The organism is Enterocloster lavalensis (assembly GCF_046603895.1).
GTDB classification, from domain to species: domain Bacteria; phylum Bacillota; class Clostridia; order Lachnospirales; family Lachnospiraceae; genus Enterocloster; species Enterocloster lavalensis.
The window spans coordinates 5,271,043-5,284,316 of the sequence record NZ_CP176637.1; the positions used below are offsets into that span (position 1 = coordinate 5,271,043).

Sequence of the window (13,274 nt, forward strand, 5' to 3'; positions counted from 1 at the left end):
ATGGTGACAGAATATAAGGTACGAAAATTTCCGGAACATTTCCTGTGGGGCGCGTCCTCCTCGGCCTTTCAGATCGAAGGCGCGGCGGAGGAGGATGGCAAGGGGCCGACGGTGGCGGACGTCAATGCCGCAAAGCGCGCCCATCTCCAGGCGGACACCCGGGTGGCCAGCGACTTTTACCACCGGTTTCAGGAGGATATTGAGTTATTCGCCCGGCTGGGGCTGAAGGCGTACCGGTTTTCCCTGTCCTGGGCCAGGATTATTCCCGACGGGGACGGCCCGGTCAATGAGGCCGGACTGGAATTCTACGACCAGGTCATCGACCGGCTGAAATATCACGGCATCGAACCACTTGTGACGTTGTACCATTTTGACCTTCCCTACCGCCTGGTGGAGCAATACAATGGCTGGGAGAGCCGGGAATGCGTCCACGCCTTTGAGCGGTATGCGAGAATCTGTTTTGCGCGTTACGGGAACCGGGTGAAATACTGGCAGGTGCACAATGAGCAGAATCTGATGATCCGGGTGGACGAGCGCATGAATATCCGGGCAGAGGATCCCTGGGAGGCGGACCGGCAGCGGGCGCAGATGGACTACCACATGTTTTTGGCCCACGCCCTGGCCGTCCGGGCCTGCCGGGAGCTGGCGCCCGGCGCGTTTGTGGGTCCGGCCATATCCTCCACCTGCACCTACCCCGCCACCCCGGATCCCAGGGATGTGTGGGCCGCCCGCAGCAACGACCGGTTCAAGACGGAGTATGCCCTGGAAATGTACACGGCCGGGCGTTATCCGGGTTATTACCTGCGCTATCTCCAGGAGCGGAATATCATGCCGGAGACCAGGTCCGGGGACGGGGCGCTGCTTGCAGGCGCAAGGATCGACTATCTGGGGGTAAACTACTACCGGACCCTGTGCGCCTCCTACCTTCCGTCCGATCCGTCCCACCCGGCTGGACAACGGCAGTTCCGGGGCAACGAGGTGGATTTCGATCAGTTCGGATATTTCCGGGACGAGCGAAATCCCTTTCTGGAGGCCAGCGAGTACGGCGCGCAGATCGATCCTATGGGGCTGCGTCTGGTGCTCAACGAGTATTACCGGAAATACCGCCTGCCCATGATCATCACGGAAAACGGTCTGGGTGCCGCCGACGTGCTGAGCGCGGACGGACAGGTGCACGATCCCGGCCGGATCGCCTATTTGAAGAGCCATATAAATGCCTGCGCGGACGCCATCGCGGACGGGGTGGAGCTCTTCGGATACTGTCCCTGGTCCGTCATGGACCTTTTGAGCTCCCACCAGGGCTTCAAAAAGCGTTACGGCCTGATCTATGTGAACCGCGACGACCGGGAGCTGCGGGACCTGCGCAGGATTCCCAAGGACAGCTTTTACTGGTACCAGAATGTAATCCGCAACAACGGGCTGTGAACGATAGGCCGCAACCACGCGTTGTCTGAGCATACAAAACGCTCGGACAGCGCGTTTTTTGCGATTTTTGCAAAATGGAGCTCCGGGCCGGAACCGGACGCGCCCTTCCGTCATAGAATGAATTACAGAATCAGCCGGCGCGCTGAGGAATCGTAATGGCATAAAGGAAACAGGCCGCGGGCGGCAGCGCGCGGGCCGGGCCGCATAAGCGGCAGCAGGTGGATCAGGCGGCATCTGCGGGACAATGGTTTTTTTGATTGTTCCGCGGATGCCTTTTTGCACCTGTAAACTGCTGTATTTCTGCGAAAAAGCGGCGGAACTTGACGTTGGGAGGGAGATTGGATGAACTTAATTGGAAGGAAACGGAAAATTCGAAGCGGAAGGCAGACTGCCATGTATGTGTCGCGGGTCAGCATAGCGGTCAATCTTGTGCTGTCCGCGTTTAAGCTGTTCGCGGGCGTGGCCGCGCATTCCGGAGCCATGATTTCCGACGGGATTCACACGGCTTCGGATGTGCTCAGCACCTTGATTGTGATGGCCGGGGTGGCGATGGCGGACCGCCAGTCCGACAAGGAACACCCCTACGGCCACGAGCGAATGGAATGTGTGGCCGCCGTCCTGCTGGCCGCGGTGCTGTTTGCCACCGGGGCGGGAGTGGGCATCGAGGCGGTGAAAACCGTTGTGGTCCAGCGCGCGGGCGGTCTGGCGGTTCCGGGGCGGCTGGCATTGATTGCGGCGGTGGTATCCATTGTGGTGAAAGAGTGGATGTACTGGTATACCAGGGCTGCGGCCAGGAAGATCGATTCTCAGGCGCTGATGGCGGACGCTTGGCATCATCGCTCGGACGCCCTTTCCTCCGTGGGCGCCCTGGTGGGAATCGCCGGGGCCAGGATGGGGATCGCGGTGTTGGACCCGGTGGCCAGCCTGGTGATCTGCATCTTTATTGTGAAGGCCGCGGCGGGGATTTTCCGGGACGCGGTGGACCGGATGGTGGATAAATCCTGCGATGACGGGACGGTGGAGGCCATGCGCAGGGTGGCGCTGGAGACGGAACCGGTTCTGGGCGTCGACGATATCCGCACCCGCATGTTCGGGCCGCGGGTTTATGTGGACATTGAGATTTCCGCGGACCCGTCCCTGCGTTTGGACCAGGCCCACGGCATCGCCCACCAGGTGCACGACGCCATCGAGGCGGAATTTCCACAGGTCAAACACTGCATGGTCCATGTGAACCCTTATGCCGGGGAGCTGGAGGAGGGGGAAGCTTAAAAAAGGACCGGTCAGCCGACCAGTCCCATTTCCCTGAGAACAAACACCCACAAAAAGATTGTGATCACGGATACCGCGGTGCTCAAAACCACGAACTCGCCGGCCAGCTCGCCGTCTCCGCCCATATTTTCCGCCATGGAGTAGGAGGAGGCGGCGATGGGGGTGGCGAACATGGTGAAGAGGACGAAGCGCTCCAGGCTGTCAAAACCCAAAGCCAGCGCCAGGGCGAAGATCACGGCGGGCAGCAGCACCAGTTTGACCGCCAGCGCAGGCACCAGATACCTGGCATTGCCGCGGATGGAGGAAAAATGCATGGTGCCGCCCAGCACGAAGAGGGCTAAGGGGGTGGTCAGGTCCGCAAACTGCCCCACGGGCTTCTCCACACAGGCGGGCAGGCGCAGCCCCAGAATAAAGGCCACAAATCCCGCGGCAGCGCCCAGAATCAGCGGGTTTGTGCACACATTTTTCAGCAGAACCGCAGGGCGTGGCTTTCCGCCGCGGAAGAGCTCCAAAATGAACACTGCGGTCACGTTGTAGATGGGAATGACGATGGCGATCATCATGGACGCCAGGGTGGTTCCTCCCGCGCCGTAGATGCTGGCGGTCAGGGGAATGCCAAAGAGCACGAAGTTGCTGCGGTAGATGGCCTGGATAATCACGCCGCGTTTGGGATTTTCCCGGACCAGCCGGGGGACGGTAAGGAGCAGGACAACCTGCAGGATCAGAATACCGGCGACGGCAAATACCACCAGCTTTGGGTTTAACGTAAAACCGGTCTCGATTTTGTACAGATTGTTGAACATCAGGATGGGAAAAAATGCCTTAAATACCAGTTGGTTCAACCGGCCGAGGAAGGTCTCGTCGGCCAGGCCGCTGCGCCGGACTCCGTAGCCGAAGGAAATGTAGATCAGGAAGGGGACGACGGCGTTTACCGCCACTAGAAAGCTGCTCATCTGTGAATTCTCCATTTTCTAACGTCTCGTTTCGTGGCGGTGAGGGAACCGCACGGTTACATAGGTTTATTATAGAAGCTGCGGGGAGAAACTGCAATCTGTTTTTTGAAGAGCGTGGAGCGCGCAGATGGGTGCGCAGATACCACTTTTTACTTTGCAAAACACCGCGGTGATGGTAAGATAGATAGGACACATGGCCGGAGCGGGGGACAAACGCGACGGGCAGAAGGAGGACAGGTGATGACAGGACATTTTAAAATCGTATTCAGCGATATCGACGGGACGCTGCTGGACAGCCAAAACCGGGTGCCGGTAAAGACCAGGGAAGCGATCCTTGAGCTGGAACAGCGGGGGATTCCGTTTGTGCTGATCTCGGCGCGCAGCCCGGAGGGGATGGAGCCGATTAAGCGGGAGCTGGGGAATCATGCGCCGATGGTGAGTTTCAGCGGCGGCCTGATACAGGATGCAGAGGGAAATGTGCTCTCGGAGAAAAAAATCGGTCTGGAGCTTGCGGTTGCGCTCAAGGACATGTTCGACCGTGAATTTCCACAGCTCTGCTGCAATACTTACGGGGGCAGTTTGTGGGTGGTGGATGACGACCGGAATCCCTGGGTGCGGGGAGAGGAAGCCATCACCGGCCTGAAGGCGTCCGTGGGGACTGTGGCCGAGCAGTTTGCTGCCATGGGCGGCGTGCACAAATTTCTGCTGATGGGGGAGCCGGAGGAAATCCGCAGCGCCCAGGAGCGCATTCACCAGGTATATCCCCAGCTGTCTCTGGGCGCATCCAAGCCGGAGTATCTGGAGGTTATGGACGGGACCGTGATGAAATCCGCCGGAATCCGTATGCTCTGCTCCAAGCTGGGCATCCCGGTTGAGGAATCCATCGCTTTTGGAGACGGCTTAAACGACGTGGGAATGCTCCAGGCCGCAGGAAGAGGCTACGCCATGGCCAACGCCCCCGCGGAAGTGCGGGAGCGCGTGGCCCATACAGCCCCGGACAATGATCACGAGGGGATTCTGGCCGTTTTGCAGGAGCTTTTTGACCTGTGACCGCGGCCGGAACCCGCAGTAAAACAGAGGGAGGATGTATCACATGAACGACACGGAAACATTGTTGGAGCAATGGTCCCCGCTCTGCAACATGCAGGCGTTTGTGGAAGCCAATGACAGCACAGTCTATTTCTATCTCTGGGTCTATCCGGGCACGGAGATGGCGGAGATCAGAAGCTGCTGGGTGTGCAACCGCCGGCCTGCCATGGAAGAGATGGATTACGCCGCCATGGACAGCGGGGAAGCGCCCCGGATGCCGCTGGAATACGTGGACCACGATCCCGGGGGCATAGAGCTGGATCGGGACAGGCTGTCCGTCGTCTGGTTCGAGGAGGGGGACGCTGCCTTTCTCTTCGAGGGCGGGCGGATGATTGCGGCGATTCCAGGCTGGGCGGGAGAGAAGTTCCCGGGGTACTCTCTGTTTGCCAAGGGGGTTGGCCCCTTTGCCTGGGAGCTGAAAACGGCCCTTCCGGCGCTGTCTTTGAGGGCAGACCGCAGCCGCGCTTACTGGGAGGCTATGGCGGGGGATTATTTCCAGGAGCTTCAGGGGGAACAGCTGGCGGCGCTGGAAGACTATTTCGGGCCCCACCGGCAGTATTTCGCCATCGACGGCGGACAGTTCCCGCCCCGGGCGCTGGTCACCGGGGAGAAGGGCGGCAACCGCTACGCCTTCACCCTGGGAAACGGCGCGCTGTCCCAGCCGAAGATAGAGCAGTATTTCCAGGAGGATTCGTGGAAATACCGCCGGTTCGAGCTGGGGATCGCGTTTCCGCCCGGCACGGACGAGGGCAGGGCGCGGGCCATGCTCAGCTACGTGGCGGCCCAGGCGGCCCTTCCCTGGCGGGAGATCGGATGGCTGGGGCACGGGCACACGATTCCCTGCGAGGCCGCGCCGGGCTACGCCGCCGTACTGCTGCTGAATCCCGCCCTGTGCCCGGTGGACCGCGGACCGTCCTACCCGGATTTTATGGGCGAGCCGGTGAACCTGCTGTGGGTCATGCTGCTGACGGCCGGGGAGTATGAGGACGTGATGAAACATGGAGAAGAGGGGATTCTCGCCCGAAAGGGCGGGGAGGCGGCAGGGTGGAACCTGATCTAGGATATAAGTAAATCGAGAGAATTTAAGCGCCGTCCGGCAGCTGAAATCCAGCCGCCGGACGGCGCTTATTTTGAACGCAATGGGCCGCTGGAGCAGCCTGCGGGCGCTTGTTGCCGGATCATTTCACCGCGTCCTCCCTTTTTTAACAAACATATAGGCGTTTGCGAAACGCCACAGCCCTCATAAATTCGGGCTTTTTTCTTTGTCAAAATAAAACAACTCCTCACAGGTTTATGGTAAAATTGAGATGTCCAGTAACAATCAACCATATCCACCTGAAAGGAGTTGTACCTATATGATACCATACAATCAGCTTTCTTTGGCAGATATTTTTTCATGTTGCCAGGATATTTATGAATCTGACAAACCTGCTTTCCTGTCACTGCTCCAATCCCATATTGACCTTATTGAAATTGTCCCTGCTTCCTTCCGGAAGCGTTTCTATGCATCAACGGGCAGAACCCGCAAATACCCTTTGTTCGCCCTTTTATGGGCCTTAATCATTCAACGTATTTTTTCTATTCCTACTGACTCGTTACTGCTTATTTTCCTTCATTATTCCAGACATCTCAGAGAATTCTGTGGCTTTGACAAAGTCCCCGATGCTTCTAAGATAACCCGCTTCAAACAGGATTTTCTTCCTGAACTCGAAGATGTTTTCTCACGCCTTGTTGACCTCACTGAACCTATCTGTCAGGCGATTGACTCTTCCAAAGCCAGTATGACTATCTTCGATTCTTCTGGTATAGAAGCTTGGGTTACTGAAAACAATCCTAAATACGCAAACCGCATCATTAAACAGCTAAAAGCGTATGCAAAATCCAAAGGCTTTGACGATTCTTATGATCCATATAAAGCTGCCTATGCTTCCATGCCCTCACATTCAGCTGCCAATCCGGAGATCAAACAGCTCTATATCGATGGGCATTTCTGTTACGCCTATAAGATAGGAATTGTTACTAATGGCCTCGGCATTATCCGGCACATTGATTTCTACAACAAAGCTTTCTTTGAGAAGCATCCTGAAATTACCATTTCTAAGAAATCCGATTCGCCTGATGAGGACAAATCTGTCCATGACGCAAGGCTCTTGATTCCTACTCTTCAGGACTTTTTCGCTACACATCCTCTGATCCGGCCTGACACCTTCCTTGGTGACTCCGCCTTTGATTCGGTCCGCCTGTACAAGGAACTTCTTTCCGGGGATACCTTTGGTAATGGCAGGCACTTCAAGAAAGCCTATATTCCTTTGAACTCCAGGGCACATCTTGAAAACCTTGACTATACCATTGATGAAAACGGGATTCCCTGTTGTCCAAAGGATCCCTCTCTTCCAATGAAATACGAAGGAACCTGTAAGCTTAAAAGCGGCGTCACACGATACAAATTCGTCTGTCCCAAAGTTGTTTGGATAAAAGATCCTTCTTCTGGAAACTATCACCGGCTCTGTAAATGTGACAACCCATGTACCACGTCTTCCTGTGGCAGAATGATTTACATTTATCCAGAGAAAAATCTTCGTGCCTATCCAGGTATTCTGCGAGGGACTGACGAATGGAATAAGGTCTACAAAACCAGAACCTATGTGGAGCGGTCTATCAATCACTTAAAAGACTGCTTCTGTCTGGCCGGACGTAAAACCCAAAATGAGAAAACACTTCATGCCGACCTAATCCTCGCAGGCATTACACAATTAATCGGTGTGGTTCTCGCAGATAAGATTCATAAGCATGAATGCATACGGACGTTAAAATCTTTAATTGCATAGGACTTACCAACTCCATAAAACGTATGGCTTATGAATGTGCGCCATTATCCGAATACATCCCACTTATTCAGGTCCTCCTGCTTCGCAAAGTGGCTTCCTTATTTGGAATCAGGATTGAATACCTGTTTCGCAATCAACTATTAACAAACATATTTCATGCTGGAAATCTACATTCCCCAATCCCGCAACGTGGAAAATTTTGTCCTCTTTTTGGGGCAAAAATTAATTCTTTACCAGATATGCTAGAATGCTGCTAAGCTTTGTTTTAAAGGGTTTTCAAAGCGTTTTTCCTGTGTTAGAATCCCCATCGAAATGGTTCCGCCGGGGAGCGGGACCGGATAGAAGCAATCATCAGGAGGGATGAAACTATGAGGAGGAAACTGACAAAAGTATTGTCACTGGCCTGCTGCGCTGCGCTTGCGTGTATGACCTTAAGCGGCTGCGGGAGCACCCAGGAAAAGAGAACCATCCGGATCGGTCACAACCAGTCCACCAACCATCCGACCCACCTCGCACTCACGGCGTTTCAGGATTTTATCAATGAAAAGCTGGGGGACAAGTACGTGGTGGAGGTGTACCCCAGCGAGCTTTTGGGGGCCCAGACGGACATGGTGCAGCTGACACAGACCGGAGCCATCGACTTCTGTGTGGCCAGCAACGCCATACTGGAGACATTCAGCAAGAACTATGAGATTTTTAATCTGCCCTATCTGTTCGCCAGCCCGGAGGCCTACCACAAGGCCATGGACGACCCGGACGTGACGGAGCCGATTTTCGATTCCACCAAGAAGGCGGGCTTCACGGCCGTGACCTGGCTGGACGCCGGCACCCGGAACTTCTACACCATCAACAAACCCATTGAGAAGCCCGGGGATTTGAAGGGACTTAAGATCCGCGTGCAGCAGTCCCCGACCAACATCGAGATGATGCGGCTGCTGGGCGGTTCCGCCACGCCCATGGGCTTCGGCGACGTCTACACGGCGCTTCAGTCCGGGATCATCGACGGGGCGGAGAACAATGAGATGGCTCTGACCGACAACGGCCACGGCGATATCTGCAAGTATTATTCCTACGACATGCACCAGATGGTGCCGGACATCCTGATCGGCAACAACGCTTTCATGGAAAGCCTGTCCGAGGAGGACCGGGCCGTGTTCGAGGAGGGCTTTAAGCTGGTGAACCAGGTGGAGCGGGAAGAGTGGGTGAAGGCCGTGGAGAACGCCAAGGAGCGGGCGCAGAACGACCAGCAGGTGCAGTTTGTGTACCCGGACCAGCAGCCCTTTGTGGAGGCGTGCAGGCCGCTGCACGAGACCGTGATCGGCAACAATCCGGCGCTGCAGCCCATCTATGATCAGATTCAGGTCTACAATCTTCAGTATCCGGCGGATACAAAGACAGGGGGGGACAAGTGATGAAACAGTTGCGAAACGCATTGACACATTTACTGAACGGCCTGGCGGGTCTGAGCTTTTTGGCCATGGTCGTTCTGACCTGCTGGCAGGTTGTCACACGGTATCTGCTGCAAAATCCCTCCTCCTGGTCCGAGGAACTGGTGTCTTATCTGTTCGCCTGGATGGCCCTGCTGGGAGCCAGCCTGGTGACCAGCGAGCGGGGACACATGAATATTCCGGTCATCGTGGAGCGGATGCCCGGCGGCCTTAAAATGGCATTTTCCATCTTTGCGGAGCTGGTGGCCTTCGCCTTCTCCGCCGTCATCCTGGTGTTCGGCGGCGTCCAGATCACCAGCCTGGCCATGGGACAGATGACTTCCTCCCTCGGGGTTGCCATCGGCGTGTTCTACATCGTACTGCCGCTGTGCGGAGTGCTGAACATGGTTTACACGGCTATGAATATCTACGACATCGTCAAGGGAAATATCCCCGTTCTGCCCACCAGCGAGGAGGACAGCCTGGTGGACAATCTGAAAAAGGAGGAGGCGTAAATTATGGCAATGGAGTCTTTGGCAATCATTATACTTGTGTTGGCGGTGCTGTTGATCGCAGGGGTCCCGATCTCCTATGCGATCGGAATTTCCGCCCTGGCCGCCATCGTACAGATGGTATCGCTGGACGTGTCCGTGCTGACCGCGGCCCAGAGAACTTTTGTGGGCATGAGCAAATTCAGCCTGACAGCCATCCCCTTTTTCGTACTGGCGGGCAACCTGATGAACCAGGGCGGCATCGCCAAACGGCTGGTGGACTTTGTGCTGGCGATCTTAGGCAAGCTTCCCGGTGCCCTGCTGGTGACCAACGTGGGCGCCAACGCGCTGTTTGGCGCGATCTCCGGTTCCGCCTCCGCAGCGGCGGCGGCCGTGGGCAGCATGGTCCAGGAGGGGGAGGACAAACAGGGTTATGAGCGGGCCGTCTGCGCCGCAACCAACGGATCAAGCGCCCCCTCGGGCCTTCTGATCCCGCCCAGCAACGCGCTCATCACCTACTCCCTGGTCTCCGGGGGAACCTCCGTGGCCGCCCTGTTTCTGGCCGGGTACATCCCGGGAATCCTCTGGGCCATCTGCTGTGTGGTGGTGGCGGTGATCATTGCCCGCAAGAAGGGGTATGCGGGCACTCCGGGGAAATTTGACTGGAAGCAGCTGGGAATCGCCACCTTAAAGGCGATCCCCGCCCTGTCCCTGATCGTGGTGGTTATCGGCGGAATCATCGCAGGAGTGTTTACCGCCACCGAGGGCTCGGCCATCGCCGTGGTCTACGCCCTGGTTCTGGGCATCTGCTACCGGAACATTACCTGGAAGAGCTTTTGGAAAATTCTGGTAGACAGCGCCAAGATGAGCGGAATGATCGTGTTCCTCATCGGCGTGTCCAATATCCTGGGATGGGTGATGGCCTTCACCCAGATTCCCCAGGCCATCAGCGCGGCGCTCCTGGGCATGACCAACAGCCCGGTGATCATCCTGCTGATCATGAACGTGATCCTGCTGATCGCGGGCACCTTTATGGACGTGACGCCCGCCATCCTGATCTTCACCCCGCTGTTTCTGCCCATCGTCAGGACCTTTGGCATGCACCCCGTGCAGTTCGGCCTGATCCTGGTGTACAACCTGTGCATCGGAAACATCACGCCCCCGGTGGGCAACACCCTGTTCGTGGCCATCAAGGTGGGAAAAACCTCCCTGGCCAAGGTGATGCCCTATATGTTGATGTACTACGCCTCCATCCTGGTGGGCCTGGTGTTAGTGACCTACATACCGGCGGTCAGCATGGCGCTTCCGACCATGGCCGGGCTGATCAAATAATCATCCATAAAAAATGTTTGCCCGTCTGCCGTGAAAAGCAGGCGGGCAAATTGCGATGCTAATGAAAGAGCGCAACGGCGCAGTAGACCAGAAGAAGGGCCATCACGGTATTGACCGGTTTGGCGTGCCTGGAAAAGAATTTGCAGAACGCGGCGCCAAACATTGCCCATATAAAACAACCGGAGGCTCCGATCAGAGAGAGTATGACGGCGAACCCGGCCAAGGACAGCGTTGTTTGGTATACGGGAAGTATGTACAGGGACATCGCCGTGATCGCATAGATATAGATTTTAGGATTCGCGAACTGGAGCACCATACCCGAGAGGAAGCCGGTTTCCTTTCCGCCTCCGGTCTCCAGGTCGGCGGAGCTTTTCCAGACTTTCCGGGCCAGATACAGCATGTAGGCCGCGCCCAGTATCTGCATGACGAGTTTCACTTTCGGAAGCAGCGAATAGAGCGTTGCGCTGAAGGCCGTGCAGAGGAACATAACCGCTGTAAAACCGGCCACAATCCCAAAGAGAAAGCGAAGGCTCCGCCGGAAACCCAGCCGGATGGCATTGCTCATCGCGAGGAGGTTATTCGCTCCCGGCGTGTAGGCGGTGATAAAACAGTAAATTAAAAAATCGTATAAATGAAACATATCTGACCCCTTTCTGATGAGTTCATGGACGCGCATTCCTTACGCGGTTTCTCTTTACAAATAGGATTTGAAATTGTATAATGGTACAAAAAGAATATTATATCGCACATGTGCGATATAATAATACAACATGTGCAATATAATGTCAATAGAGAGGAGTGCTTTTTTGGATCAAATGAATCAAATCGTCGCTAAAAATATAAAAAGGCTTCGGGAAGAGAGAAAGCTGAGCATGGACGAGCTATCGAAGCTGAGCGGCGTCAGCAAAAGCATGCTTGCGCAGATTGAGCGGGGCGGCGGCAATCCGACCATATCCACCCTGTGGAAGATTTCAAATGGAATGAAGGTGCCCTTCGACGCGCTCACTGTGCGCCCCAAAAGCCCGTATGAACTGGTTAAAACATCGGACCTGCAGCCGCTGCTGGAGGACGGGGGAAAGGTGAAAAATTACTCCATTTTTCCAGATGATGAAAACCGCAGGTTCGCGGTGTACTATCTGGAACTGGAGGAGGGGAGCTATTGGGAGTCGGAACCGCATCTGAAAGGGGCCGAGGAGTTTATTACCATATTTTCAGGAAAAATTGAAATCTGCACCGGAGGCCGGAGCTTTCAGGTGGAGAAAGGGGAAAGCATACGGTTTAAGGCCGATGCCGTCCATTCCTATAAAAATATCGGAGCGGAACCGGTGTTGCTGCACATGATCATTTACGATCCCTGACAATCGTTTGGAGAAAAACGCTATGAACCTATATTTTGCCCCCATGGAGGGGCTGACAGGATACGTATACCGGAACGCCCACCGCGCCTGCTTCGGCGGAGTGGACAAATATTTCACCCCTTTTTTGACGCCCAATCAGAACCACAAATTTACTGCGAAAGAGGAGAAGGACGTTTTACCGGAGCACAACCAGGGGATTCCCCTGGTGCCCCAGATTCTTACCAACCGCGCTGAGGACTTTATCTGGGCCGCAGGGGAGATGAAGGCCAGAGGCTACCGGGAGGTGAACTTAAACCTGGGCTGCCCCTCCGGCACCGTGGTCTCCAAGTACAAGGGGGCCGGATTTTTGGCCAGACAGGAGGCGTTAAACCGCTTTCTGGACCAGATTTTTCAGGAGGTGGACCTGGAAATCTCCGTCAAGACCCGGATCGGTATCGCTGCGCCGGAGGAATTTCCCGAGCTGATGGAGATTTTCAACCGCTATCCCATCCGCGAGCTGACCGTGCACCCCAGGCTGCGGACGGATTTTTATAAAAATACTCCGGACTGGGAGTCCTTCGGGTACGCGGTGAAGGAGAGCAGGGCGCCCCTGTGCTACAATGGGGACGTCTTTACCGCAGAGGCATTTCGCAGCGCGGCGGCCCGGTTCCCATCTGTGGGAAGCGTTATGCTGGGCCGCGGGCTTCTGGCCAACCCGGCCCTGGCGGAGCGGATAAGAGGCGTGGAAGAAGCGCCCCTGACCTCCTCCCGTCTGGCGGCTTTCCACCGGGCATTGTACGAGGGTTATTGCCTTGCGATCCCGGAGGAGCGCAATGTGCTGTTCAAAATGAAGGAAATGTGGACCTATCTGATCTGTATGTTCCCGGAGGCGGACCGGTACGGAAAGAAGATCAAGAAAGCGAGGTCGGCGGGAGAGTACGAGGCTGCGGTGGCCGCGCTGCTTCGGGAGCGGGAGCCGGATCCGCGGGCGGGATACCGGGCTGCCCTCTGAGAAGCGTTTGAAAACAGTTCACAAAAATTTTCCATTTCGCCCATTGTAATTTACCGCATTACAGTGTTATACTGTTTTTAAATTTTTGCAACAGTTCAGATGGCGGGAAAC

11 protein-coding genes, 1 pseudogene and 1 riboswitch are annotated in these 13,274 nt (G+C 55.8%); of the genes and pseudogenes, 10 read left to right on the forward strand and 2 right to left on the reverse strand.

Features of this window, described 5'->3' with window-relative positions:
• Positions 1-1,425, forward strand: a complete 1,425-nt coding sequence (locus ACK2JC_RS23745; protein ID WP_320938295.1) for a glycoside hydrolase family 1 protein — start codon at positions 1-3, stop codon at positions 1,423-1,425.
• A gap of 155 nt (positions 1,426-1,580) precedes the next feature.
• Positions 1,581-1,672: riboswitch (NiCo riboswitch) on the forward strand.
• 95 nt (positions 1,673-1,767) lie between these two features.
• Complete coding sequence (locus ACK2JC_RS23750) at positions 1,768-2,694, forward strand: cation diffusion facilitator family transporter (protein WP_320938294.1); 927 nt, start codon at positions 1,768-1,770, stop codon at positions 2,692-2,694.
• An 11-nt stretch (positions 2,695-2,705) separates the two neighbouring features.
• On the opposite strand, the gene ACK2JC_RS23755 is transcribed toward ACK2JC_RS23750, so the two are convergent.
• Complete coding sequence (locus ACK2JC_RS23755; protein ID WP_092368061.1) at positions 2,706-3,647, reverse strand: AEC family transporter; 942 nt, start codon at positions 3,645-3,647, stop codon at positions 2,706-2,708.
• A 240-nt stretch (positions 3,648-3,887) separates the two neighbouring features.
• Here ACK2JC_RS23755 and ACK2JC_RS23760 point away from each other — a divergent pair, with 240 nt between their 5' ends.
• The 6 genes and pseudogenes from ACK2JC_RS23760 (at position 3,888) to ACK2JC_RS23785 (ending at position 10,814) form a co-directional block, all read left to right on the forward strand.
• The gene (locus ACK2JC_RS23760) at positions 3,888-4,697 is read left to right on the forward strand and encodes a Cof-type HAD-IIB family hydrolase (protein ID WP_092368064.1); all 810 of its coding nucleotides are present in this window, start codon (positions 3,888-3,890) and stop codon (positions 4,695-4,697) included.
• Between the two features lie 43 nt (positions 4,698-4,740).
• Entirely contained in the window at positions 4,741-5,796 is a 1,056-nt protein-coding gene (locus ACK2JC_RS23765; RefSeq protein ID WP_320938293.1) for a suppressor of fused domain protein, read from the forward strand.
• Positions 5,797-6,091: 295 nt separating this feature from the next.
• Positions 6,092-7,469: pseudogene (locus tag ACK2JC_RS23770) on the forward strand (transposase).
• A 463-nt stretch (positions 7,470-7,932) separates the two neighbouring features.
• On the forward strand, positions 7,933-8,976 hold the full coding sequence (locus ACK2JC_RS23775; RefSeq protein WP_320938292.1) for a TRAP transporter substrate-binding protein: 1,044 nt from the start codon (positions 7,933-7,935) through the stop codon (positions 8,974-8,976).
• Positions 8,976-9,506, forward strand: a complete 531-nt coding sequence (locus ACK2JC_RS23780; protein WP_092368073.1) for a TRAP transporter small permease — start codon at positions 8,976-8,978, stop codon at positions 9,504-9,506. Before ACK2JC_RS23775 ends, ACK2JC_RS23780 begins: the two co-directional genes overlap by 1 nt.
• A gap of 3 nt (positions 9,507-9,509) precedes the next feature.
• Positions 9,510-10,814 (forward strand): TRAP transporter large permease, encoded by a 1,305-nt coding sequence (locus tag ACK2JC_RS23785; protein ID WP_007714036.1) that lies wholly within the window; start codon positions 9,510-9,512, stop codon positions 10,812-10,814.
• 58 nt (positions 10,815-10,872) lie between these two features.
• Here the strand turns inward: ACK2JC_RS23785 and ACK2JC_RS23790 are convergent, their stop codons facing one another.
• Positions 10,873-11,454 (reverse strand): LysE family transporter, encoded by a 582-nt coding sequence (locus ACK2JC_RS23790; RefSeq protein WP_092368079.1) that lies wholly within the window; start codon positions 11,452-11,454, stop codon positions 10,873-10,875.
• Positions 11,455-11,629: 175 nt separating this feature from the next.
• On the opposite strand from ACK2JC_RS23790, the gene ACK2JC_RS23795 reads away from it, so the two are divergent.
• Positions 11,630-12,172: an XRE family transcriptional regulator gene (locus ACK2JC_RS23795; RefSeq protein WP_331681311.1), complete on the forward strand. Its 543-nt coding sequence runs from the start codon at positions 11,630-11,632 to the stop codon at positions 12,170-12,172.
• Between the two features lie 22 nt (positions 12,173-12,194).
• A complete protein-coding gene (locus ACK2JC_RS23800; protein WP_320938290.1) occupies positions 12,195-13,163 on the forward strand; it encodes a tRNA-dihydrouridine synthase family protein in 969 nt (322 codons plus the stop codon).
• The last annotated feature ends 111 nt before the right edge of the window (positions 13,164-13,274 follow it).